Raw genomic sequence first — 25323 nt, 5'->3', positions numbered from 1 at the left:
AAGTAGTCAGCTCTGACAAATTTTTAATATCTTTGGATTGCAGCATTTTTACGTATTTGGAATTACGCCTTTAAGATACTGTTTTTCAGAATCTTAAAGTAATAAAAATGCTGCACTTTTTAACTTTACAATGTTAATTATCAACACAATAGCTCCTGCGAAACTTTAGTAATAATAAGCCACAAGGCGTTTTAATTCCGGGTTTTCAGGTTCAAAAGTTTGAAATATGGCGCTTTCTTTCAAGAATTGATAGGGTTATCTGCTTCGGTAAGAATTGAACATGCAAGCTATTCAAACTATACGATATTCAATTTGTATTCCTTAAAACAGCCTTTTTAGAAATGAATCACCTCTACAAAAGCTCCGAAATTCGATCAATCAATTCCTTCTTACGCTCTCGCGAAACAGGGATTCTTGCACCATTTTTCAGAACCACCACTTGCCTGTCTTAATGTGGTATTTTGGATACGCATTTTCCTTTTCATCTAAGGCAAGAGGTTTTGAGGCTTAACCTATCAATTTACTGATTCTCTCAAGGGGAATCAATATTCTAATTTCATCGATCATCTTTTCTTTTATATCCTATTGATACTCTATTTTGCTGCAGTATTTCTTGAGTTTTACCTTCTTCCAATTGTCGTAAATAGGTGAAAACTATCTCAATATCCTCGTGGTTTTTCGTTACCGCTACTTCCATTTCCTTGATTTTAAACAGCAAGTCCTTATGGGTTAAAAGCATTTCCCTCATTTTGGTGTAGGTGCGCATAATTTGGATATTTACCATGATTGCTCTGTCGCTATTTAAAACTCCGGACAGCATAGCAAGTCCTTGTTCAGTAAAGGCCTTAGGACTTTTTCTGGTTCCTCCCCATTCTGATGTTTCATTTCGAGTCTTTAAACCGTTCCATTCTTCAGCACTAAGTTGAAACATAAAATCTTCCGGAAATCGCTTTATTTTTCTAGATACGGCCTTATTTAAATTGCTGGTGCTAACCTCATATAAGTCTGCTAAATCTCTATCTAACATTACCTTTTGATCTCTGATTAGGTAAATTTTGCTGATAATTCTCTCAGGTGTTAGAGTCGATTCAGTTTTCATTTCAATTTAATTGTACGCCAAGGAATTTTAACCTAAAATCTTGATGTTCCAAATTGGAATATCAAGTTTGACAACCCAAATATAACGAATTGCATTTCAAAGATAATTATCATATGCACGATTAAAGTCCTGACAAAGCTCTTTAATTCGAACGCTCACCTCAAGTAATCGGCTTGGCCGTATCTTTTTGGAGTAAGGTCTCATTACAAAAGCTCCGATATCCGATCTATCAATTCCTTCTTCCGCTCTCGTGAAACCGGAATTTTTACACCGTTATTTAAGACTACCACCTGCTCATCTCCATGCAGAATTTCGGCCACCTCTTTGAGATTAACGATAAAGGATTTATGGATTCTGAAAAACGAATCGTCCAATAGAACTTCATAAATTTTCAATGTACGCGTATCCAGATATTGAGATCGATTGCTAAAATGCAAAATGGAGCAATTTCCACTTCCCTCAAGATGGGTAATATCATCGGGATCAATGATCTTTATGCCTTTGCTGTGGTGAATAGTTAACCTTCTTGGTCTTCCCTGCTTTTGAACTTCCGATTCAATCCGCATCAAGCTCTCACGGTATTCCATCGCACCCTCTTCAGATACAAGATCAGAGCTTATTCTGTCTTTCAAGCGGTTCACGGTTTCTATTAAATCAGTTTCATCAATCGGCTTTAAAATATAATGCAGGGCTCTGTTTTCAAAAGCGCGGATGGCGTATTCCTTAAAAGCAGTTACAAATACAACGTAAAATTTTTTGTCGGCAAGTTTAGCCAGCAAATCAAATCCCTCAGCACCGGAAGGCATTCTGATATCCAGAAAAATAAGATCTGGTTTTTCCTTTTCGAAAAGCTCCAGCGCATTTTTTACGCCATCGGCAGTACCTACAACTTCCACATCAGGACAATAATCGTTAAGCATAAAACGCAAATTCTCACGAGCCGGCATTTCATCGTCAACTATTATTGCTCTTATTTTATTTTCGTCGCTTTCCACTATCTTATTGTCTCGTTCATTGATTCCGTTTGTTTATTCCCAACCGAAATTAAACTTCATCCAGCGTATATTTATTTCGGTGTTAATTTAAAGAAATGTCTATGATTTCACAACTACAAACAAAAGAGTTGACTATTCAAATTGTGATTTTCGAAATAGAGATTGGTATGCTTTCAGATTCACGATGGATATTTATTGATAGGTAAGCAGGTTTCATATTGGTTTTAAAAGCAAAAAAGTAAGAGAAGAATTGCTTTTTGCACTACGCTTACTAACAACAAAAGGCCGTTACGCATCTCGCATAACGGCTTCACTCGTTTGTTTTATAATCCATAAATAATTGATATATAGAGAAATAAAATATAATTAACAACTTTATCCTCCTTACCTATCCACAACAAACTTTTGAACCAATGTCCCATTCTCATCTTGTATTTCTACAAAATAGAGACCACTGGCAAAACCGTTTAGGTTTATCTTCATTTCGTCACCAACCACATCCCCACTTTTAACAAGCATACCATTTGCATTGTAAATCCGAAAATCTGCATTTACTGATTTTGTAAACGACATTAAAATATGGCTAGTTGCCGGGTTCGGAAAAATGGAGAATTCAGATTCTTTCATTTTTTCTAAACCCACATCATTTCCCAGGGGACCTCTTTCAAAATTAATATCTAATGGAAATTGATTACTCGAGCCCCACCAGAAATAAGGCATTTCAACGTGATCGTCCAATGTGAGGTAATATTGATTATACCAAATACTATTGTTTTGCATAAAAAAATACTCATTATCCAGAGTTGCTTTGTGAATCGGGTCGCCATATTCATATAAAATATCTGCTGTAAAAAGAGATGAATCCCAAGTAGCAATGTAAGGCATTATACCGTTTTCAGCGAATAGTTCAGTACTATACGCTTCGAAATTAGGCTTACCTAACCATGTATTGTATTTATTGCCACTTTGCATATCAAGAGGATGTAGAAACCACACTTGAAAGCTAACGCTATCCGGCTCTAGCGGTTCTTCTCCATATAGCCCTGAAATACTCCAAGGATAGGTTGCTGCTGTATCCATCAAAAACCAGACTGAATCTTTTGCCCCAGTTGCGTCCTCGAAAGCGAGATAAAATGACCATTGTGCATCTTGTTGCTCTTGTCCTTGGGCTGGCTTAGGATGTAAAATGAACACCGATGTAACTAAAATAAAAGTCAACATCATACACGAAATATTATTTCTATAATTAGACATATCAATAAATTTTAAAGAATTAAACTACTCTGTCTTTAGAATTTTGGTGGTAGCAATAGCTCCATCAAGAAACCTTACATGAATTAAATAGACTCCATTAGGTAAGCCAGACATTTCGATCGTTCGGCCATTGGTAGAGTTAGATGAGCTCACTTTCCTGCCATAGGTATCAAAAACATCAATACCCCGAATCTCTGATTCTGTGTCAATCGCAGTAATAAGCACTAAATTAGAGGTTGGATTTGGCTGAGCAGTAATACTCACCATCTTTTCTAACTCACTTAATGGGTTAAGCATGTTTTCATTTACCGAGTATTCATCAGCTAAAAGTAAATAATCACAAGAAGAATATTCATCAGGCCACTCATCTTTTCCGGGATTCGCAACCATAATGCTCTCTGCGTTAAACATGCAATTCACTCTTTCAGCATAATCAATCTGGCTCTCGTCAGATGCGTAAGATTGTGCAATCACGATCTCCGAAATGGCTGAAACGTAATCCCCATAAATTCGATAAGCTTGAGCCTTTGAAAGGTGAAGTCCGAATAAATAATCAGAACTTTCCGGAAAACTAATGATACTATTATCAAGTACGGATTGGATGCTTGCAAATAAATCTTCCAAATCTTGAGATGTAAGCCCCGCCAAAGAATCAGATACTGAATTCATTTCTACAAAGGTTGAAAACAGTTCTGTAATACCGTTTCCATAGATAGTATTTCCAAGTTCTTCATTTGAATTTGACGAATTAATAATATCTACCAGGGAATAGTAATTACTAATTTTTTCATTTACAAATTCATTTAATGGAATTAATTCGGATATATCATCGGTTTCGGAAATGTTTATATAATCAAAAATATTCCCATCTTGAAGTTTTTGAATTAACGTGTCGCATTCAACTGCCAAGACTTCATTTCCTATAACGTCACCCTCATTATTGTAGTCATTGACGTCGTAAGAATTTAATGGCTCCAATGTATTAGAATCATTTAAATTATTATCCACAGCCCAAGCTGGTCGGCCTCCATTTGGCTGTATTTCAGGATATTCACAAACAAACATCACATTTATCGGATTTGGATCTACGATGGTAATCTGGAAAGAAGGAGAGCAGTCACGAACTACGTAATAATCATTTGTATTAGGCGATGTTCCATTCGATTTCCACTTATTGTTAATAGCTGAAATAGTTGTGGGACCAGAACAGATGAAAGACCCATTTATGATGTCTTGAGTTCCTGTGGTTACAGGGCGTAGATCATTCCATCCGCGATATAAATCCAGGCTATTCGCTTTATATAAATTTATGGTCCGCTTATTATCGTTGAAACTATTATTACCAAAAGATTGATTAAATAATAATGAGGCGTTCAGATTACCATAAATACCATATTGCGAATGATTTTGAACTTTGTTACAAGTTGCTTTTAACGTAGCTTTAGTTGCGGTAATTCCTCGCTCAGCATCCTGAAATATTGAATTAGATACAACAAGCGTTGTTCCACCTTCATAAATGATGTTATCATGTGCTGTGTGTTTACCCGTAGTTCTTCTAATATCAGATGATGCGGATGTATTCCAAGCTTCCCAACCAACTCCACAATTATAAAAATTAACATCACGTAATAAACCACCCTTTCCATTTGTAAAGATACCCATTTTACAATCGTTGAAATCTGATTTTGAAACCGCTAAATTATTACCCAGTTCAAAACTTAAAGAATTCACACCAAAGGCACAACCTTGAAAGGTAGAATTGGAAATTGAGACATATTTTTGACCATATAATTTAATACCGTAATTATCATAGCCACCTGTAATGTTTGTTACAAGCACATTGTTAAATTTAATAGTACAGGTATTGCTATAAGGTGGACTAATACGATCAGCATAACCCTGTGAAATTCTCAAATCTCTAATGTCAAAATCGATCAAATTGTCGGGAAATTCCAAAACTGATTTGAGATTAATTATGACCTCTTGTGTTTTTGAATACCCCTTAATATTTACTGCAGCTTTGTCTCCAGCTATTATTTCAACGCTATTATCAAAACCACCCTGAAATTTTATTTTTCCGCTTGTTTTTGTTGCATTTGTAAGATCAGACAGTCGGAAAGTTGCATCTTCACCAATCGCAATTAATCCATTTACATCAATAAGTGAATTTGTTCCATTCAAATTAATGCGAGCATCTTTAGCAAAATATAATCCTCCTGCTCCATAACTACCACCTGCTTTTTCAATAATTATTTTGCCCCCATTCATTACATTTACTACAGCATCATTTTGGATATCAAGAACGGCATCACGTTTAATTTTTAAGACCGCACCATTTTGAATATCTATCTGGCTGTTTGGTTCCATAGATAACTTACTCATTCTGTCTATCACAAGCGTACTTCCGTTTTCGAGATTTACTGTGGCATTTGCTTTCACTCGCATTACTGTTGGACTAGTAAAAACATCGTCACCTTCAAAAGTCTCCGTACCGACCATTCTGGTTGCCACAGTTCCATGGTCTAAAGTGAGTGTGTTTCCGCTTTTTACAACAAGGCTGTAACCGGAAGAACTCGTTATTTCATTCAGAACAATATCCGGTGCCATCCATGTTACATCATTTTCAATTTCAACATGATCAAAATCTACTTTGATTTTGATGTCGCCATTGGGAAGCATATCAAGAATTTCAACTCTTACACCATTTAAATAAATACTTCGAACATTCTTAGATCCTTGTACACCATTTAGCCCTGCTTGATTCATTCGCGCTGCACTTGTTGGATTCGTGCCTATAGCGATCAAATTAGTTCCGGTTGCGGTAAATAATTGGCGAGGATTTCCATTACCGAAAAGCTTGTACTCAAAAACCCCGTTAACTTTGTCGGCGGAAACCGTTGTCTGATCTATATAAACCAATGCACCATCATTACCAAAGTCGATCGATGCTCTATCTAAATCACTACGTCCGGATAATGGATTTTCTCTTAACTTAGTTGCCGGCCTAGGATAATTGTTCCAGGAAGGAGGGAGGCATTGATCTAAAATGGGTGGATCAAATGATCGTTCCCACATCCCATCAGCAGAGATTTGTCTCACGTATTCTGAATATCCACCGAAAGCTGTTGACCCAGTCTTAATTTCCTTGTCAATTTGGAGAGCGGCAGTTAAACCCCACTCCATGGGATCAACACAGGATGAATTTTGATAAATAAACTTATCGAATTCATTGCTATTGTTTACTAATCCCCTGTGATTTTCCAACCATAGATATTGTTGATATTCAGTTGCTGGGTTTAAAAACGGTAATTTAATCCTGACTGCATCTCCAGTAACAACAAAATCTCTCAAAACATAAATTCCTGCATGTGCAGAATTCGTTGCGTCTAAGTCGCCACTTACTTCTGTACCACTCGCATTTCTGGCTGAAATAAGATTTGTGTTCGCTGTATTCTTCCATCCCAAACGATAACGATCCCATCCATTCCAAGTGAGCAAAGACGACCCGGCACCACTAAGAAGTCCATATCCGCCTGCAGCAGCTATCCAATAATTCGTTTGGGCACCACCACCGGAACTATGAAATTCGTTTCCACCCAGAATACAATGCGCAAATTCATGTCGGGCAATATTCGCTGGTATCTTACCTCCGCTTGAACCAAATTGTGTATAGGTATCAGAAGGATATCCTACTAAAACCCCATAACTACCATTTGACATACGTCCATTTCCGCCATTGTATAAATTATGATTCCGCCAAATTATCATAACATGGTCATAAGAAGAAGGAGAGTCAGTGCTTGGAGTAATTTTTGGCTCACCGAAAAAAGGTGCGTTCGTCCAATTGTCAAATGTTCCGGGCGTTATTACACCTCCGCTAGTTAGAAAATTTCCATTCATCATTGAATTAACTTCAGCAACTAATTCACTGTTTGCAACATTTACATTGGTAGATGATACCGTAAAAACACCATTGTTAGTTGGTGCTTGAAGATAATCCCCAATAATGTTAAGCTGGCCTGAGGAAGCTTCCTTAAAATAACGGGTTAGAACACCCTGCGGACTCGGAAGAACGGTTTTATCTACTAATTTGCTTGCCCAAGTTGGGATATTATTTACGGGCCAATTCGGACTTCCTGTATAATCCGGATCTAAAGAGCTTGGGGAGTATTGTGCTTCAGCAAAGACAATTAAAATCTTGATGGTTCCTGAAGCAGGAAGATACCATCCATTTTCGCTATCTTTAAGTCCTCTTGAAGAACTTTTAGAGCCCGTAGAATCAATTAGTACTTCACAATTCAATTCAGTAACAGATTGGCTGTATAGTGAATTAAACCCAACCATTAGGAATAGAATAAGAATCGCTATTAGCGGGTAGCGGGTAGCGGGTAGCGGGTAGCGGGAAGCGGGAAGCGGGAAGCGGGAAGCGGGAAGCGGGAAATTAGTAAAATTTTTCATCTTATATAGTTTTGAGGGTTAACAAAGGATAAAAATGAAGGAAACATAAAACCTGTAATTCATTTCAATTTTAGCGAATTATTTTCGTTAAAAAAAGTTTTTAACAAGTTATTTTTAACTGAATTTATTCGATAGTTCGTAGGAGACTGGCATTCTGAACCTTAAAAGATAAATTTGTCGGAATTAAAAAAAGTTTATCGAAATTCAGTCTTATAGATGACATTCATTCTTATAAAGAATTATCAGGAAGTTCAGCCATAAAAGCAAAAAAGTGAGCTTCAAAATTGAAGCCTACTTTGTTATTTTGTTAAATCCTTAATAAATCAATGTTCGTAAGTGATATTTTGTTATCCGTCGGTAATAAGAAACCAAGCCCAACCCCGAAGCGTAAGATAGGTCTGTTAAAACCTAAAACTATGATTCGGATCGAAGAACATGTCAAAGTACATGTGAGTTATTGTAAATCAAACCTCTACGTCGAATATCTTCCGCAAACATCACGTACAATTTTTGACATTTGCAACGAAAACGGACGTATTATTAAAACCGGATCTATCAACGACTTTGAAACCAAAATCGATATTTCAGAGCTTGAAAATAGTAAGTACGTGCTTCTTATTCTGGATGGCGACCGCGTAAACAGTCAAAATTTCACAGTGTCGCGCTAAGCGTTTTCAGCCATTAGTGCTTCAATCTCTTCCACTTCAAGTGGAATATTACCCATCAGATCATCAAATCCTTTTTCAGTAATTACGATATCATTCTCTAAGCGGATACCAATTCTTTCGTCGCGAATGTAAATTCCCGGCTCCACCGTAAATACCATTCCCGCCTCAATTGGTTCAGACCACAATCCCACATCGTGTACATCTAAGCCAATAAAATGAGAGGTTCCGTGCATAAAGTATTCTTTGTATGCCGGAGTTGCAGGATCCTGGTTATCAATATCATCTTGCGTAAGCAGACCCAGTTTAATTAATTCTACCTCCATGAGATCCCCGACTTTCTTATGGTATTCATTGAGAAAAACACCCGGACGCAGCATTTTTTTGCATTCCTTCATTACGTGAAGTACAGAATTATATACTGCCTTTTGCCTTTCGGTAAATTTTCCATTTACTGGAATGGTACGAGTCATATCGCTGGCATAATTACCATACTCACAGCCAACATCCATCAAAATCAAATCGCCGTCTTTACACGCTTCATTGTTTTCAATATAATGCAATACACAGGCATTAAAACCCGATGCGATAATAGGAGTGTAAGCAAATCCGCGCGAACCTCTTCGCAAAAACTCGTGCATAAACTCAGCTTCGATTTCAAATTCTTTAACACCTGGCTTTACAAATTTCAAAACTCTTCGCAGACCGGCCTCGGTAATATTGCAAGCTCTTTGCATTTGCTCTATTTCTTCAGTGCTCTTTATTGATCGAAGGCGATGCATAATAGGTGCTACGCGATCGTATTTGTGAAGCAGATAATTTTCCTTTATCTGTTTATTGAAGCGCATATCCCGTGTTTCTACCTCATTAGATCGTCGAGTGTGTTCATTGCTATTCAAAAAAACCGTTTTCGCTTCGGACATAAGCCCTTTTAAAACCGCTTCGAATTGGTCTAACCAAAAAATATTTTTTATGCCCGATAATTCAGTGGCCTGTTTCTTATCGAGTTTATCACCTTCCCAGATGGCGATTGAAGGACTGGTTTCTTTCAAAAACAAGATTTCGCGGTGAGCCGTAGAAAATGATTCCGGAAAAATAACCAATATCGATTCTTCCTGATCTACACCCGATAAATAAAGCAAATCATTGTTTTGTCTGAAATTCATGTTGCCATCTGCATTGGTTGGCATAACATCATTTGAATTAAAAATAGCCATTGCACCTTCCGGTAATTTGGAGGCAAAGTTTTTACGGTGATTTATGTAAGTGTCTTTCGATAAGGGTGTATAACGCATAGTTTTAGTTTTAAAATACAAAGGTACAGTTTCAGATAGAAGCTAAAACCCATATTTTCAAAACATCTTTGCTTAGAATGGGTTTAAATAAATAGAAAAACTGGTTATTAATCATTCCTCACTTACCTTTGTCAAACATTTAACATCTTGAATCTATAAATTAATGAGCAATTCTGCATTAATTCAATCAAGCCTCGCCAAGAAATATTGGATGGCGGCTACCGGACTTTTCCTGTGTTTATTTTTAGTAGGCCACCTTGCGGGAAATCTTCAATTATTAATAAGTGGCGAAGAGGGGCTGCTCCAGTTTAATGAGTACGCCAAGTTTATGACTTCTAATCCTGTGGTTATGATTTTGAGCTACCTTACTTATATCAGTATCTTATTTCATGCCATAGATGGATTCGTGCTTACTGTTCAAAATAGAAAAGCCAGACCTAAGAACTATGCCTATTCTAAACCATCAGAAAATTCGCTTTGGACATCGCGAAATATGGCTTTGCTCGGAACGATTATTCTCGTTTTTATTATTCTTCATATGCGCCAGTTTTGGTATGTAATGCATTGGGGGCCAATTGGTGTTGACAGCGCAGGCAACAAAGATTTATACACGGTAACCATCACGGCTTTTACCGATGGTACTTTTGGATTACTTTATACAATAGGTTATGTGGTTGCAATGGTTGCCATAGCACTTCACCTAAGCCATGGTTTCCAATCAGCATTTCAATCGCTTGGTTTGAGAACCGATAAGCTTAAAAAAGCAATTATAATTGTAGGATATATTTTCGCAATGCTAATCCCATTGCTTTTTGCCATTATCCCTGTCTATATCCACCTTACTCATTAAAGAATTTAGAAAGATGACAAAGTTAGATGCACAAGTTCCTGAAGGTTCCATTGATCAAAAATGGACGAATCACAAGAATAACATCCGTTTGGTAAATCCTGCCAATAAAAGGTCTATTGATGTAATTGTGGTGGGGACCGGCCTTGCTGGGGCCTCGGCAGCCGCCTCTCTTGCAGAAATGGGTTATAACGTAAAGTCATACTGCTTTCAGGATTCACCACGTCGTGCGCACAGTATTGCTGCGCAAGGTGGTATCAATGCAGCAAAAAATTATCAAAACGACGGCGATAGCAATTACCGCCTTTTTCACGATACGGTGAAAGGGGGCGATTACCGCTCGCGCGAATCAAACGTTTATCGTCTTGCTGAAGTTTCTTCAAGCATTATAGATCAGTGCGTAGCGCAGGGTGTTCCTTTTGCCCGCGAATATGGTGGATTGCTTGACAACCGCTCTTTTGGAGGTGTGCAAGTATCGCGTACCTTTTATGCGAAAGGTCAAACCGGACAGCAACTTTTGCTTGGGGCATATTCGGCTATGTCACGCCAAATATCCAAAGGTAAAATCACCATGTACAATCGCCACGAAATGCTCGATTTGGTAATTGTTGACGGAAAAGCCCGCGGTATAATTGCACGAAATTTGATTACCGGTAAAATTGAAAAACACAGTGCCCATGCGGTTGTAATTTGCAGCGGCGGGTATGGAAACGTGTTTTATCTTTCTACAAATGCTATGGGGTCGAATGCCACAGCAGCATGGAAAACACATAAAAAAGGGGCGTATTTCGCGAATCCTTGTTATACCCAAATTCACCCTACATGTATTCCTGTATCAGGCGATCATCAGTCTAAGCTTACGCTGATGTCAGAGTCTTTGAGAAATGACGGACGCATCTGGGTTCCCAAGAAAAAAGAAGACGCTGAAGCCGTTCGAAATAAAACCCTTAAACCGGTAGATATTAAAGCCGAAGATCGCGATTATTATCTCGAGCGACGTTATCCTTCATTTGGAAATCTCGTACCACGTGATGTTGCCTCACGAGCAGCCAAAGAGCGCTGCGATGCAGGATACGGAGTAAATAAAACCGGCGAAGCTGTATTTCTCGATTTCGCATCTGCCATAGAGCGCTATGGTAAAACGGAAGCGCATATACACGGATTGGAAAATCCGTCGAAAGAAGAAATTATCAAATACGGTAAGCAAGTGGTGGAATCAAAATACGGAAACCTCTTTGAGATGTACCAGAAGATTACGGACGACAATCCATATGAAACGCCAATGATGATTTACCCGGCTGTGCATTACACCATGGGGGGAGTTTGGGTAGATTATAACCTTATGACCACCGTTCCCGGTTGTTTTGCCATGGGAGAAGCCAATTTTAGCGATCACGGAGCCAACAGACTTGGAGCTTCTGCTCTAATGCAGGGTCTTGCTGATGGATACTTTGTACTCCCTTACACTATAGGCGATTATCTTTCCGAAGATATTAGAACAGGGCCCATCTCAACAGAAAGCCCTGAATTTGATGCCGCTGAAAAAGAAGTGAAAGCAACTCTCGAAAAACTGTTGAGCATTCAGGGAACTAAAACGGTTGACCATTTTCACAGAAAGCTGGGTCTGATTATGTGGAACAAATGTGGGATGAGCCGGAATGCGGTGGATTTGAGATCAGCCATGGCAGAAATTCGCGCTATTCGCGAAGACTTCTGGAAGGATGTACGTGTACCCGGCCAGCTGAATGAGTACAATTCTGAACTCGAAAAAGCAGGCCGTGTAGCCGACTTTCTCGAGCTAGGTGAGCTCATGTGTAAAGATGCGCTTGATAGAGAGGAATCATGCGGTGGCCACTTTAGAGAAGAATACCAAACTGAAGAAGGTGAGGCCTTGCGTGATGACGAAAACTTTATGTACGTAAGTGCTTACGAATATACCGGAGATCCCGGAACAGAAATACTCCACAAAGAAAACCTGGAGTATGAAGCAATTGAAGTTAAAACAAGAAGTTATAAATAAACCAACGGCCAATACGATAAGATTATGAAATTGAAATTGAAAATCTGGCGTCAAAAAAATGCCGCCGCCGAAGGAAAGATGGTTGATTACGATATTTCGGATGTAAGCAGCGACATGTCCTTTTTGGAAATGCTCGATGTGCTCAATGAAACCCTCATAAAAAAGGGCGAAGAGCCTGTTGAATTTGACCACGACTGTCGTGAAGGAATTTGCGGAAGCTGTAGCTTGTATATAAATGGAGAACCTCACGGGCCGCAAAAACTCACTACTGCCTGCCAGCTTCATATGCGCTCATTTAAAGATGGCGAAACAATATATATAGAACCGTGGAGAGCTAAAGCTTTTCCGGTAATCAAAGATTTGGTGGTTGACAGAACTGCCTTTGATAGAATTATTCAAGCGGGAGGTTACATTTCTGTAAATACAAGCGGAAATACCATCGATGCAAATGCTACACCCGTGCCAAAAGACGATGCAGACAGCGCTTTTGACGCAGCGACCTGTATTGGATGTGGAGCCTGTGTTGCAGCTTGCAGAAATGCCTCGGCCATGCTTTTTGTTTCGGCAAAAGTATCGCAACTGGCACTATTGCCACAAGGTGAAGTAGAGGCCAATGTGCGCGCCCTCAACATGGTAGAGCAAATGGATAAGGAAGGTTTTGGAAACTGCACTGTAACGGGAGCCTGTGAAGCCGAATGTCCCAAAGGAATTTCTCTTGGAAACATTACCCGCTTAAATAGAGAGTATATGAAGGCAAAATTGAATCCGGTGGATTAATTGAGGATTATTTTTCGGAATATATCAAGTTTTTAATATTTAAAGCTCTGCCGAGGCAGAGCTTTTTTTATGCTCACCGCAGTCGCCAAGCTTAAGTTTGGGGACGCCTACTCCGGCGTCTCGCCGGGAAATAAATATTCATTATTTGCGAAAAGTGAGTATCAAATCAAGGTGAAGTCATTTGTGCATGCAAAAAAGTAAAAAGCCACACTTGCATAACTAAGTGGATTAACATTTTAATAAGATTTCAAATAATCGAGGGATGCCTCGCTTAGGCTGGGCTTTCAATTGAACTTGGTTTTAAACAATTCGTGCAACGGCTTATTTATAAACCAATTGTTTCTTGATCTTGTCTATTATCCCAAAAAGCCAAAATTTCAATTTATTTGGACTGGACTTGATAAAAAACCAAAAACACCTTAAACGGTATTACTCGAGTTACTCTATCACTTGCCAGTCTTCCGATAAAATGACTTCTTGAAAGAGTTTTTGTTAAGTCTTCAAGTCCATCAAGAATTTGAAGACTATATTCCGAGTTACCATTTCGGCCGGTATAAAACGCAAGGGCTCTATTTAACTCACGCTTGGCTCGCGTACTCCAGTTTACTTTCCTTTTAGCCATTCACGCATTTCAGAGATTACCGTATCATTTTCTTCAAATTCACCGTTCTCTATTTGCTTTCGGCTCTCTGCTATTGCCTCCTCTTGTTCCGGCGACAACTCATACAAACCTTGCTCTGATGTCTCGAAAATTGTTTGCAAGGCCTTTAAAAAATCTATGTCATTAGAATTCTTAATACGAGCTATTAAGCTGTTTTTTATTTGACTTGACAAATCCATTCTCATTGCTTGATGTTAATCAAATTTAAGAAATATAAATTCAAAACACTCTGGAATGTATTTAGAACTTTGTAGCGTAGCGAAAGTCTTTAATAAATCCCGCTCCGCAGAGTATCAACCCTGCCGCTAAAATAATGCCGTAAGCTAAAGTTCAAGCAATGATTAAATTTCGGGTAATAAAGAAGTATGCTGCGGGGGCGATACCCCGCGCAGCCTATAGCGAAGATCCAATTGCAGAGATAGAGTTAAAATTCAACTTCTCTTATGAGTTTGTAAATATCTACAACTAATTTCACCGAAATTCGTTAATCACAACAATGAGCGAAGAAACCGACGAAATACTCGATTACAAAACAAAAACCGACAGGTATTCCAGATTGGTCAGCGTGCTCTACGGATTCTCGTTCGTCTTCTTTGCCTATTGGTACTTTGCCGATTTTGCTCATTGGCCGTTTACAGGATTATCATTGCTAATCGGACTTGCCATCCTTCTCGGAATTACGCTGATACGCTTCATTTCAAAAGACCGCCGTGCTTTATTTGAATACGCCTATTTTTTTGGGAAAGTGGTTTTGATTGCTGCGGTATTTGTCAATTTCCAAAATCTGCCTTATGCCTGGTATTTCATTTTTACCTCTTTCGGACTTTTCCTTTTGGGTTTGATTCTTCTAAATTTCCAACCCAAAACCACCTCTGATTAAACGCTTGTAAATTGCTCCAGAATAGCCTGTAAGTCTTGCAGCGTATTGGCTTCTTCGGGTTTTTTATCTTCTCGCTGCCGCAATATTCGCGGAAAGCGTAAAGCTATACCCGATTTATGCCGCGAGCTGGGTGCAATTCCTTCAAAGCCTATTTCAAAAACAAGATCTGCCTTTACACTGCGCACAGGGCCAAACCTTTCAATCGTGTTTTTCTTCACGAAATGGTCAATCTTGTTTATCTCTTTATCAGTAAGTCCGCTATACGCTTTCGCGAATGGAACCAAATCAGGCCCATCCCAAACGGCAAAAGTATAATCGGTATAGAGATTTGCCCGCCTACCGTGACCGCGCATGGCGTAAATCATTACTGCATCGATACTTAACGGATCAACCTTCCACTTCCACCAGTCGCCGCGCTTGCGGCCCACTTTGTAAACACTCGATTTTCGCTTTAGCATAAGACCTTCCGCAAAGTTCTCCCGGCTCACATCCCTTTTTGCTGCGGCCTCTTTCCATGTTGACATTTCGAAAGGCTCTGATAGCAAGACCCGATCTGAAACGGTTTCTGCAACGAGTTTGTGCAACAGTTCAGATCTTTCTTCCATCGGCGTTTCCCGCAAATCCCGTCCCTCCAATTCCAATAAATCGTATGCAATCAATTTTACCGGCGATTCTTTTAAGATTGCCTTGCCCACTTTTTTTCGTCCAAGACGCTTTTGCAAAAAGGTAAACGGCAAGGGCGCATCGTCTTTGTATGCAGTTATTTCACCATCGATTACACAATCTTTTGGAAGGGCTCTTCCGAGTTCTACCAATTCGGGAAACTGATCTGTTACGAGCTCTTCGCCCCGACTCCAGACGTACACTTCGCCTTCGCGCTTAATGAGCTGGCCCCGTATTCCATCCCATTTATATTCTATTTGCCAATCGCTTGCATTACCCAGATTTTCGGGAGCCTCTTCGAGCGGATAGGCGAGATAAAACGGATAGGGTCGCGACAAATTTTCATTTCCATCTGACGAAACAAGCAAATCGTAAAAATTGGTTTCTGATGCTTTCCAGTTTCCCATTAGTCGATGCGCAAGCTTGTTCTCATCTTCTCCAAGGTGGGTGGCAAGTGCGCGCACCATCAGTTTTTGCGAAACTCCAATTCGAAAACCACCGGTAATAAGCTTATTGAAAACGAAGCGTTCATCGCTATTCATTTCCATCCACGCATTTACAATGTATTCCCTTACCTCTGCTTCTTCCAGCTGGCGCAATGTGCCCAGCTCTTGCATTCTTTCTGTAAGCGATTTTTCATTGGCGGCGGCGGGCGGTGGAAGAATAAGCGTTACCGTTTCCGCCAAATCGCCAACCACAAAATAAGATTCTTCCAAAAGCCAAAGCGGCAACTCCGCCAGCTCTGCCGACCAAACTCGTAGGAAGGAAGTTTTAACCGGCCGGCGCGGTCTTTTCCCCGTAAGGAGCGCCACGCACCAAAGTTTGTCAGAATCTGAAGCACTATTGAGATAGGCCACAACAGCAGCCAGCTTTTCATTGGTTTTGGTAGTAGAGTCAAGGGCTGTAATAAGCGATGCAAAATCTTTCATTCTCCTTCCTTTTCTTTATTCACAGATTCTCCAATTTCAGAAAGCTCACCCTCATACTCGGTTTCAACAACCTTTGCATTAAGCCCCTTAGTTCTAAGCCACTTGCTGTAAACGGTAGAATATCCGTGGGTTACAAATATATTTTCTGCCCCTGTTTCTGCTACAGCGGTATTTAATTCTTCAAAATCGGCATGATCTGAAAGAATAAAACCTTTATCTACATTACGTCGCCGTCTTGCTCCGCGAAGCGCCATCCAACCCGAAGCGGTAGCCACTTTATACGGTTTAAACTGCCGAATCCACGGAGATCCCAACGCTGAAGGAGGTGCAATAATCATGGCTCCCTTGTACCTTGATTTATCGACTTCGCTATTTACATACGTATTTTCCGGAAAGGAATAACCAGCCATCTCAAGTGCCAGATTTGTATTGTGAATGGCTCCGTGAACAAAAATTTCTCCAATAGATGGATCCAGATTTGCGAGAATGCGTTGCGCCTTTCCGAATGAGTAGCCAAGCATTACCGATGCAAATCCCATGCTATTATTTTCAGCCCACCAGCCATTTATATCGGCCATTATTTCGTCTTGCGGTTTCCACTTATAAATAGGAAGTCCAAAAGTTGATTCGGTAACGAAATGGTTGCATTTAACCGGCTCGAAAGGTGCGCTCAATCCATCTTTACCCAGCTTATAATCTCCTGAAATAACCCAGATTTCACCTTTATATTCCAGCCTGATTTGAGCAGAGCCGGGAGCATGTCCCGCGGGATGAAAACTAACTTTTACTCCATTTAAATCAATCGTCTTTTTATATGCAATTCCTTCAATATCAACTTCACCAAGACGATGGCGCATTACCGGAAGGCTATCTGTATGAGCCAAATAACTCTTCATTCCCGGTCGCGAATGGTCTGCGTGTGCGTGGGTGATAAGCGCCCGCTTAACGGGCTTCCACGGATCGATGTAGATGCCTGCCTGCTTGCAGTAAATGCCTTTTGAAGAGAAGGTGATTAAAGCCATGATTAACAAACAGAAATTGGTGTAAATGGTTTTCCTTTTGGCCATATTGCCGTCAATTGAAACCATTTTCATAGTTTCACAGATCAAAACAAGATTTTATGACCGATACAAAATATAATTCTGATAAAGCTCCCGAACCTGTTGGATTATACCCTCATGCCAGGCGGGTTGGCAACTTGCTTTTCCTAAGTGGCGTAGGGCCGAGAGAACGAGGAACAAAAAAAATTCCCGGGGTTGAACTTGATGCCAATGGAAATATAGAATCTTACGATATTGCAAAGCAGTGCCACTCCGTATTTAAAAATGTTCGGCTTATTCTGGAAGCGTCCGGGTCATCGTGGGGCGAACTTGTAGATGTAACCGTATTCTTGACAAATATGAAAGCCGACTTTAAGATTTACAATGAAATCTATGCTGAATACTTTGCAGAAAATCAGCCGTGTCGCACTACAGTGGAGATTTGCAGCCTGCCAACCCCTATCGGAATTGAACTAAAATGCATTGCCACCATAAAATAAGTCATGGAAAATTACAAAGCACTGGTGGTTCGCGAAAACTCTGAAGGAAAGTTTGTAAAACAAATTGAAACGGTTTCGCGCGAGTTTCTGCCAGAGAACGACATTTTAATAAAAGTAGCTTACGCCGGATTAAATTATAAAGATGCCCTTTCGGCAAAAGGAAACAAAGGTGTTACCAGAAAATATCCGCATACGCCGGGAGTTGATGCTTCGGGAATCATCGAAGAAAGCAACACTGATGATTTGCCTGTAGGCATGAAGGTCATTGTGACTTCTTACGATTTGGGAATGAATACCAAAGGTGGTTTTGCTGAATACATCTCTGTACCTGCCGAGTGGGTAGTGCCTCTACCCGAATCTATGAGCCTCAAAGATGCCATGGTAATGGGAACAGCGGCTTATACCGCAGCTCTGGCATTGCATAAAATGGAACTTTGCGGACAGCACCCCGATATGGGCGAAATAGTGGTAACCGGGGCAAGCGGTGGCGTAGGTTCAATGGCTATTGCCATTCTGCGAAAGGCAGGTTACCGTATTATCGCTTCAAGCGGAAAACAAGAACACTATACCTGGTTGCGACAACTTGGTGCCAAAAAGTGCATTAATCGCGACGAAGTTTCAGACGAATCGGGTAAACCGCTACTATCACCCGCTTGGGCTGGAGCTATTGATACCGTAGGAGGAAATACGCTCGCTACGCTCCTAAAACGTTGTGGAAGAAATGGAAGTGTAGCTGCGTGTGGTCTCGTTTCATCTTCAGAACTACATACCACCGTTTTTCCATTTATCTTAAACGGAGTTAATCTACTTGGAGTAGATTCGGCGGAAACACCGCGCAATATTCGAATGAAAATTTGGGAGCGCCTTGCCGGCGATCTGAGACCGGAAAATCTGGAATCGATGGAGTTAATTGTTCCGTTAGAGAAAATTCCGTCTTATATGGACGAAATATTGGAAGGAGAGACCGTAGGAAGGGTTGTAGCCGATTTATCAATCTAAAGAAAAGCCCCGCGTGTGCGGGGCTTTCTAACCTAACCAGATTAACTAAAACTACCATGAAAAATCCGGGAAGTGTATTTCTCCCCGCATTACTCTTTATACACTCTTAGAGCTGTTTTCCCTTCTTTTTGAAATAACAACCGTTTACCATAGCAAATAAACGGCTGGAATTGCATGGAGAGATCATAGTGCCTTATGAAACCGGGACAACTATTTTAGGAATTCAAGCTTTTAATCTTGTCCCACTTATTTTTAAATTTTCTATTCTGCTCTTTTACGTAGAACTGGTCCCACAAGGGAGTCAAACCGGCAGAAACTTTATTGGCCTTCAGGCTCATTCTGATCTTGTTCAATTCTTTAAGCATGATTTTAAATTTTGGTGATTGAAATTTTCTTTGCTGGATGGTCAATAGAATAGGTCAGATTTAAAGGGATGCACACTATATCGAGTATCTCTTCAATAGGCTGATTCAGATTAAACTGACCGGAGTATTTTAAATCAATTCCTTCCGGAATTTCAAAGGCGTATTCAGTTTGTGTATGGATCGTCTCAAAAACCTCGGTTACCAGCACATTCTCAAATGTAAATTCTCCTATAGTCCACTGGCCAATACTAGCCGTCTGTATCTCAACAAGTTTGGTTTTGCTCACGGCCAAATCAATTCCTGTGCCGGGTGTAAGTAGCATAGGTTCACCACCTGTGGCAAGTTTCACTGCTACTTTACCCGATTTACAAGCTACCTGAAAATTTTCGTTGCGCAGCGATACATTAAAAGAAGTACCCAGAACTGTGATATCACCCTTAAGGGTTTCAACAGTAAACTTTTCTCCTTTCTCGACTTCAAAAAATGCTTCTCCCCTGTTCAAATCAATTTCGCGGTTTAAAAACCACATCGAACTATTGTAAGAAGCAACTGAATTTTGGTTTAGCTTAACAATAGAGCCGTCGGGCAATTTATATTCTGCTATTCCCGAATTATTGTTTTCGAGTACTTCGATACCCAGAAAATACCAGGCTACAAAACCTCCGCCTACGAGAACCAAAACTGCTGCTGCGACCTTAAGAAATGTTGGCAAACCTACATTTCGCCCCGACTCTGAAACGTTTATCCGGTTCATAACCTGAAAACGCGCTTCTTCTTTTGATAATCGTGCTGGTATTCTGCTCTCGTGCAGACAATAATCTAACTTTTCTTCAAATGGACTTTTTGAGCTCAACTTCTACGATTTTAAATGTTTGCACCTTGCGGTACATCACTTATACATCTGCAAAAATGTTTACCCTACTGTCTAGAAAAACTTATTGCACGGTAACTGCTACCGCCTGACCATTAAAAGCGGTAAAAACACCCCACCCATTTTCGATATTGCTGGGCGCACTGATTAGATTATTCAGGCCATATCCATTGTACATAGCCAAATACTCACTACCAATTGCAGTTACATAGATGTCGTAGTCTCCAATATACGCAAAATCAGCACTCTTCAGATTTACTGAGGTCTCGTAAATTATTTTTGAAAAATGACTTTGTTGGGAGTTATAGAGATTGTTATTTATTTGAAGGGCAGGATAATCAGCCACGTTTCTCAAAAATATGCAATAGCCCACAGCACCGCCAAGCGGTGTCCAGCTTATCGTCGCAATTGTGGTATTTACCTCACCGGGCAGTAATTCGATATCTGCTGTACTTATAGCAAGCCCCGAAAGCTGCGGAGGAAATGTGGCTTGCGAACTGTGCTCATGCCCCTTGTAATTCACGCTTAATTTAATAAGGCCGGTATCTGCCAAAATCGTGGTCAAGTTTGTTTGATAATATGTTCCCGGTAAGGTGTCGCTTTCGGCGAATGGTATTTCCACATTTCCCTGTATCAATTTCACTTCGGCATTTTCTGCCGGAGATGAGACAGAATGACCATTCTCATTTACAGACGCAGCTCTTATTATTACCGGCTCATTGGCAAAAACATAGCACTCAATCAAAATTTTTGAGTCCAGTTTATTCGCCTCTTCTTCTGCCTTTTCACAAGATAAAAGCAGTGAAAAAATCAGAACCAGAAATATTGTAACATTTATTTTCATTAAAATTTTACTTTTAAAAATAGCGAAGGGGTAAATCCCAACGAAAGTATATCGCGCTGCCCCAAACTGTAAAAATCACTGCCATCATCGGGTATCTGGTAGTAGTCAATATACTTTATTCCCAGATTATTGTACACATTGTAAATAGAAGCCCCTACTTGAAAAACGCCTTTTTTGAGCGGAACAGTATAATTTACAGCAATATCCATTCGGTTATACCAATCGAGTCGTTCAGAATTAAGTGCTCCCAGACTTACAAACTGCTGTTCATCTCCATTTGGAAGTGTGACCACAAAAGTGCCGAGCACCGGTGTGTAAGGCTCTCCGCTTGATAGTACAAAGGCGATAGAAAAATCCCACCTCTTTACTTCAAAATTATAAACTGCATTAAACTCATGTGCCGAAATACCAGAACTTCTAAAGTATGCATCATTGTTTACACCCTTATATTTACTTTGTGAATCGAGAAAAGTATAATTCAGCAGAACATTTTGGTTGCGAAAAGAGCGTTTTACCAATACATCCAGTCCAAGTATTTTTCGGTTTCCACCGATGTTGAATTGGTTGAGATCGCCGGTGGCAAATCCAAATTCGGGAAGCAAAAAATCTACTGTTCCACTTTCGTATTTGTGATATCCTTCTACATCAAACTGCCAATTGTTTTTAGCGTACAAAAACCCCAGTATGTAATGGTTAGATGTAAGTATGGGCACGGTTTTATTTCCCGATAGAGTCCACGTTTCGGGAATGCTTAGGTAAAGACTTCGCTCATTGAGGCGTCTGATAATTTGGTGAAAAATACCATAAGCACCCTTTAGTTCAAGGGCATCGCTTAGTGGATAGGTAACTGAAAGTCGAGGCTCTAATAAAAGTTCATCTGTACCTGTATAATACGATGCACGTAGCCCTCCGCTCAAATTCCATTTGCCGATTTCGCGATTCAATTCGCCATATACAGCCTGCAAACGCGCCTTTGAAATTGAGTCTTGCACAATAATATTTTGATTTTGAGCCTGTACGGTAATCTCGTAGTCGCTGTTCCAATACCCAAAGTCCAAACGCGTTTCAGAGTTGATTTCAAATGTATTGTCAAGCCTTAAAGTATTGTCATTTACCTTATTTTGCTGCATGTAAAAAATGCGGCTAAAGAGGGTGTCGCTATTCATAAAAAAATAAGAGTCCTCTGCTTGCAGATCGCTTTTATAGAGCGACACACCATAATTGGCATATGTAAAAAACCGTTTATTCCACTTTCTGGACCATTTGAGCGATCCGCCGCGGGTACCCCAGTTTGTATCGTCAACTGCTTTGCGTGTCAGACTTTCGCGGCTGCCTTCAAAATTAATCTTCACATCATCGCTGCCCTGATAATAGCTAAGTGAAATGACATCTTTCGCCGAAGGCATAAAATTTACTTTTGCGTTTAAATCGCTAAAAACATATCTGGGCTCCTGGCTTCCGCCAAAAACGTCGATGGTATTATTGTCAGTTGTTGGAATGCTGGAATTAAAAATATTATTAAATAGATTTTTATACGTTGTTGATTGAAATACATCCGTAAATGATCTCCTGTATGCGAAAACCAGAGAAGCCTTGTTTGGAACTATCGGCAATTCTGCCCTAACATTTGCGCTAAGGGTGGTTACTTCAGCAATAAGCCCGGGGTTAATCTTATTTCCATCAATACCGGTAATATTTACCACTCCCGAAGCCCGTCCGCCGTATTTAGCGCTATAGCCACCCTTATCGATTTGAATATTTTTAATGACATTGGTATTAAAAGCACTTAAAAATCCATAAAAGTGATCAACATGATAAACTGTAATCCCATCAAACATAACCAGATTGTGATCTGATGCGCCACCTCTGATTTTTAATCCCGAAGACGCATCCAGTCCTCCTCTTATACCCGGGAGTCGTCTCAAGGCAGAAAAAACGTCATTTTCGCCGAGGTTAGGTAGATTAGATATTTGAGCCGGATTAAATGTAAACTGGCTGGGAATAGAATTTATATCAATCAATTGCTGAATATTAGCTATCACCTGGATAGATGGCAAGTTGCGTTGTTGTGGTATCATTTCAAAAATCAGAATTTCGTCAGATGTTTTATCTCTAAGCGTAATAATGAGTGGCATGTAGCCGAGATAATTTATTTGAACAGCAAGGGTATCGCCCGGAATATTCATCAATGTAAATTTTCCATCGGTATTTGTCGTGGCGGTAAGTTTTGTGCTGGGAACTGCGATACTCGCAAAGGGAAGCGATTCACGCGTGTTTTTGTCAATAACCTGTCCGCTTATTGTGAAGGTTTTTTTCTTTAACGGTGGTTGAGACTGCCTTGGATAAAGTATGTATGTATCAGCAGTGTACTCATAGTCTATTTTTGAGCTTCGGAGGCATATCTTCAGAAAAACATCAATAGAGTAGACTGAGTCAGTTATTTCTGGAACTACAATATCCTTAACAGCATCGGGATTGTATGAAAATTTGATCTCGTAGTTTCTATCGAGATATTTAAGTGCTTCAATAAGGTTGAGACCGCTTAATTCCTGAAATTCAATTGAGTCTTGCTCTGATATCTGAGACCAGCACGTATCAAGCACAAAGAAACAAACGACGAAAGCAAGTATTCTCATTTGAGATGAATAGACACATGACCATCAGCATTTTTATCAACTATTGCGCCGAAAGGCTTGCAAAATACTTGAAAACACTGATTTTCATCGCTAATATCGAGAATTCCTGAATAAACCAGGTTGGAAGGCAATTCATTTTTAATTTTTAATCGCAGAGATCTTTCCAATTCATTGAGCACAATAGCTACAGGAACCGATTCAAAACTGAGAAATCTCTCAGGTCGGGGGCTAATAAATCCTTGTGTATTAAACAACATTACGGCGGCCATATCACCGTCTTGAATATCTATAAACTCACCGCTTACAATAGTCATCTCACCACCGGCATTCCGCACTCTTACACTACCCTCAGTGCAATGTGCAAACATATCTTTATTATCTGCCCAAAGGGTAAAAGCCGTTCCCAAAACTTCTACATTTCCCACCTGAGTATTTACTGTAAAAGCACTTCCCGATTTTACATTAAAATAACCCTCACCGGAAAATTTTACCGTGCGATTCCATCGCCACAACCTGCTGTTATATGAAATAGTGGAGCCCGGAGTAAATAAAACTGTAGAACCATCGGGCAAATTAATTGCCGTAAAGCTTTCCGAGACATTTTTTATGTCTTTATTTCCGGTAAGGAAATACGCAATTCCGGCGGTAAAAATTAATGCTACAGCTGCAGCTACCTTGAGCCATGTGTATGAGTTTGGCTTCCTCTCGCCAATGTATGTTCTGCTTTCGCCACCAGCGTTATCAGAAATACGCTGCATTACTGCCGACTTGGCTCTTGATTCAGAATCATACTCAAAAGGAGCTTTCCAACCAGAAATATGCCTGTCAATTCTTTCTTCAATTTCCCTATCCCTTCCCATTAGAACTTTCCTTTTATTTCTTCCCTCAAAATGGCTAGTGCTCTTGACATGCGCTTTTCAACCGCCTTCATACTCAAGCCTAGCATTTCTGCAATCTCTCTGTATTTTAGTCCATCAATTCTATTCATCAAGAAAACCTCTCGTGCTCCATCGGGAACCTTCGCCAGGGTGTCTTGCAGTTTTTGATCGAACTCTTGCATTTCCAACAGGTATTCAGGGCTCTTAATATCCATTTTATCGCCCTGCAATTTCAAAAATTTAAACTTCAACTGGTCTCGTTTAAGCTGATTGATAGCCAGATTGTTTGCAATGGTAAACACGTAAGCCTTAATTGACGATTTATCAATCTTATCGCGGGTTTCCCACAGTTTTACAAAGGCATCTTGAGCCACATCTTCGGCCAGTTCAGACTGAGAAGTCTTGTAATATAAAAAATTACGCACATTCTTATAGTACAAATCAAAGGCACGCTCAAATTCCTGAGCAGTGAGCTTTTCTCTATTCCTATTTGTACCTTCTGTGTTTTCCAATTTAGTTTTGAAAAGGGCTAAAGGTAAATAACTCACTATAACCATGCATAATAAATGGCATTTTTAAATTTACAATACCTTTAACCGGGGTTTCTTTTTAGAAAACAAAACCATAACAAAATGGTTGAATAACAA

Annotated in this window: 22 protein-coding genes; 8 read left to right on the top strand and 14 right to left on the bottom strand. The window is 39.9% G+C overall.

Annotated features, from left to right (window positions below):
- Positions 1 to 556: 556 nt before the first annotated feature.
- From G3O08_RS15045 to G3O08_RS15030, 4 genes are all read right to left on the bottom strand, one after another.
- Positions 557 to 1099 (bottom strand): ORF6N domain-containing protein, encoded by a 543-nt coding sequence (locus G3O08_RS15045; protein WP_163286209.1) that lies wholly within the window; start codon positions 1097 to 1099, stop codon positions 557 to 559.
- Between the two features lie 203 nt (positions 1100 to 1302).
- Positions 1303 to 2094, bottom strand: coding sequence for a LytR/AlgR family response regulator transcription factor (locus G3O08_RS21755; RefSeq protein WP_163286208.1), 792 nt, complete (start codon positions 2092 to 2094; stop codon positions 1303 to 1305).
- A 384-nt stretch (positions 2095 to 2478) separates the two neighbouring features.
- Positions 2479 to 3348: a T9SS type A sorting domain-containing protein gene (locus G3O08_RS15035; RefSeq protein WP_163286207.1), complete on the bottom strand. Its 870-nt coding sequence runs from the start codon at positions 3346 to 3348 to the stop codon at positions 2479 to 2481.
- A 24-nt stretch (positions 3349 to 3372) separates the two neighbouring features.
- Positions 3373 to 7806: a T9SS type A sorting domain-containing protein gene (locus tag G3O08_RS15030; RefSeq protein WP_163286213.1), complete on the bottom strand. Its 4434-nt coding sequence runs from the start codon at positions 7804 to 7806 to the stop codon at positions 3373 to 3375.
- Between the two features lie 416 nt (positions 7807 to 8222).
- On the opposite strand from G3O08_RS15030, the gene G3O08_RS15025 reads away from it, so the two are divergent.
- Positions 8223 to 8474, top strand: a complete 252-nt coding sequence (locus G3O08_RS15025; protein WP_163286206.1) for a hypothetical protein — start codon at positions 8223 to 8225, stop codon at positions 8472 to 8474.
- Here the strand turns inward: G3O08_RS15025 and G3O08_RS15020 are convergent.
- Entirely contained in the window at positions 8471 to 9766 is a 1296-nt protein-coding gene (locus G3O08_RS15020) for an aminopeptidase P N-terminal domain-containing protein (RefSeq protein ID WP_163286205.1), read from the bottom strand. The genes G3O08_RS15025 and G3O08_RS15020 overlap by 4 nt on opposite strands.
- 163 nt (positions 9767 to 9929) lie before the next feature.
- Between G3O08_RS15020 and G3O08_RS15015 the strand changes: the two genes are divergently transcribed.
- The 3 genes from G3O08_RS15015 to G3O08_RS15005 are packed head-to-tail and all read left to right on the top strand — an operon-like array spanning position 9930 to position 13410.
- The gene (locus G3O08_RS15015; protein ID WP_163286204.1) at positions 9930 to 10616 is read left to right on the top strand and encodes a succinate dehydrogenase cytochrome b subunit; all 687 of its coding nucleotides are present in this window, start codon (positions 9930 to 9932) and stop codon (positions 10614 to 10616) included.
- Between the two features lie 13 nt (positions 10617 to 10629).
- Positions 10630 to 12633, top strand: coding sequence for a fumarate reductase/succinate dehydrogenase flavoprotein subunit (locus G3O08_RS15010; protein WP_163286203.1), 2004 nt, complete (start codon positions 10630 to 10632; stop codon positions 12631 to 12633).
- Positions 12634 to 12657: 24 nt separating this feature from the next.
- Positions 12658 to 13410 carry a succinate dehydrogenase/fumarate reductase iron-sulfur subunit gene (locus tag G3O08_RS15005; RefSeq protein ID WP_163286202.1) on the top strand — a complete coding sequence of 251 codons (753 nt, stop codon included), beginning with the start codon at positions 12658 to 12660 and terminating at the stop codon, positions 13408 to 13410.
- A 382-nt stretch (positions 13411 to 13792) separates the two neighbouring features.
- Here G3O08_RS15005 and G3O08_RS21900 read toward each other — a convergent pair whose 3' ends face one another.
- On the bottom strand, positions 13793 to 14032 hold the full coding sequence (locus G3O08_RS21900; RefSeq protein WP_163286201.1) for a type II toxin-antitoxin system RelE/ParE family toxin: 240 nt from the start codon (positions 14030 to 14032) through the stop codon (positions 13793 to 13795).
- Positions 14014 to 14256: a hypothetical protein gene (locus tag G3O08_RS14995; protein ID WP_239541269.1), complete on the bottom strand. Its 243-nt coding sequence runs from the start codon at positions 14254 to 14256 to the stop codon at positions 14014 to 14016. Before G3O08_RS14995 ends, G3O08_RS21900 begins: the two co-directional genes overlap by 19 nt.
- A 152-nt stretch (positions 14257 to 14408) precedes the next feature.
- Here G3O08_RS14995 and G3O08_RS21545 point away from each other — a divergent pair, with 152 nt between their 5' ends.
- Entirely contained in the window at positions 14409 to 14540 is a 132-nt protein-coding gene (locus G3O08_RS21545) for a hypothetical protein (protein WP_262888972.1), read from the top strand.
- 27 nt (positions 14541 to 14567) lie between these two features.
- Complete coding sequence (locus G3O08_RS14990; protein WP_163286200.1) at positions 14568 to 14951, top strand: hypothetical protein; 384 nt, start codon at positions 14568 to 14570, stop codon at positions 14949 to 14951.
- Here G3O08_RS14990 and G3O08_RS14985 read toward each other — a convergent pair.
- Both G3O08_RS14985 and G3O08_RS14980 read right to left on the bottom strand, forming a co-directional pair.
- A complete protein-coding gene (locus G3O08_RS14985; protein WP_163286199.1) occupies positions 14948 to 16543 on the bottom strand; it encodes an ATP-dependent DNA ligase in 1596 nt (531 codons plus the stop codon). The genes G3O08_RS14990 and G3O08_RS14985 overlap by 4 nt on opposite strands.
- Positions 16540 to 17637, bottom strand: coding sequence for a ligase-associated DNA damage response exonuclease (locus tag G3O08_RS14980; RefSeq protein ID WP_317164088.1), 1098 nt, complete (start codon positions 17635 to 17637; stop codon positions 16540 to 16542). Before G3O08_RS14980 ends, G3O08_RS14985 begins: the two co-directional genes overlap by 4 nt.
- A gap of 26 nt (positions 17638 to 17663) precedes the next feature.
- Here G3O08_RS14980 and G3O08_RS14975 point away from each other — a divergent pair, with 26 nt between their 5' ends.
- A complete protein-coding gene (locus G3O08_RS14975; RefSeq protein WP_163286198.1) occupies positions 17664 to 18083 on the top strand; it encodes a RidA family protein in 420 nt (139 codons plus the stop codon).
- A gap of 3 nt (positions 18084 to 18086) precedes the next feature.
- Complete coding sequence (locus tag G3O08_RS14970) at positions 18087 to 19082, top strand: YhdH/YhfP family quinone oxidoreductase (protein WP_163286197.1); 996 nt, start codon at positions 18087 to 18089, stop codon at positions 19080 to 19082.
- 369 nt (positions 19083 to 19451) lie between these two features.
- Here the strand turns inward: G3O08_RS14970 and G3O08_RS14965 are convergent, their stop codons facing one another.
- From G3O08_RS14965 to G3O08_RS14945, 5 genes are all read right to left on the bottom strand, one after another.
- Complete coding sequence (locus G3O08_RS14965) at positions 19452 to 20300, bottom strand: FecR family protein (RefSeq protein ID WP_163286196.1); 849 nt, start codon at positions 20298 to 20300, stop codon at positions 19452 to 19454.
- An 82-nt stretch (positions 20301 to 20382) separates the two neighbouring features.
- Positions 20383 to 21162, bottom strand: coding sequence for a DUF4249 domain-containing protein (locus G3O08_RS14960; RefSeq protein ID WP_163286195.1), 780 nt, complete (start codon positions 21160 to 21162; stop codon positions 20383 to 20385).
- Positions 21162 to 23798, bottom strand: a complete 2637-nt coding sequence (locus G3O08_RS14955; protein WP_163286194.1) for a TonB-dependent receptor — start codon at positions 23796 to 23798, stop codon at positions 21162 to 21164. Before G3O08_RS14955 ends, G3O08_RS14960 begins: the two co-directional genes overlap by 1 nt.
- A complete protein-coding gene (locus tag G3O08_RS14950) occupies positions 23795 to 24658 on the bottom strand; it encodes a FecR family protein (RefSeq protein WP_163286193.1) in 864 nt (287 codons plus the stop codon). The genes G3O08_RS14955 and G3O08_RS14950 overlap by 4 nt, the downstream gene beginning before the upstream one ends.
- Complete coding sequence (locus G3O08_RS14945) at positions 24658 to 25188, bottom strand: RNA polymerase sigma factor (protein WP_239541267.1); 531 nt, start codon at positions 25186 to 25188, stop codon at positions 24658 to 24660. The genes G3O08_RS14950 and G3O08_RS14945 overlap by 1 nt, the downstream gene beginning before the upstream one ends.
- Positions 25189 to 25323 lie beyond the last annotated feature (135 nt).

Source organism: Cryomorpha ignava (assembly GCF_010686655.1).
In the GTDB taxonomy this organism is placed as follows: domain Bacteria; phylum Bacteroidota; class Bacteroidia; order Flavobacteriales_D; family Cryomorphaceae; genus Cryomorpha; species Cryomorpha ignava.
The sequence above is the reverse complement of the archived record's forward strand: the minus strand, read 5'-3'. Positions and strand labels throughout refer to the sequence as shown.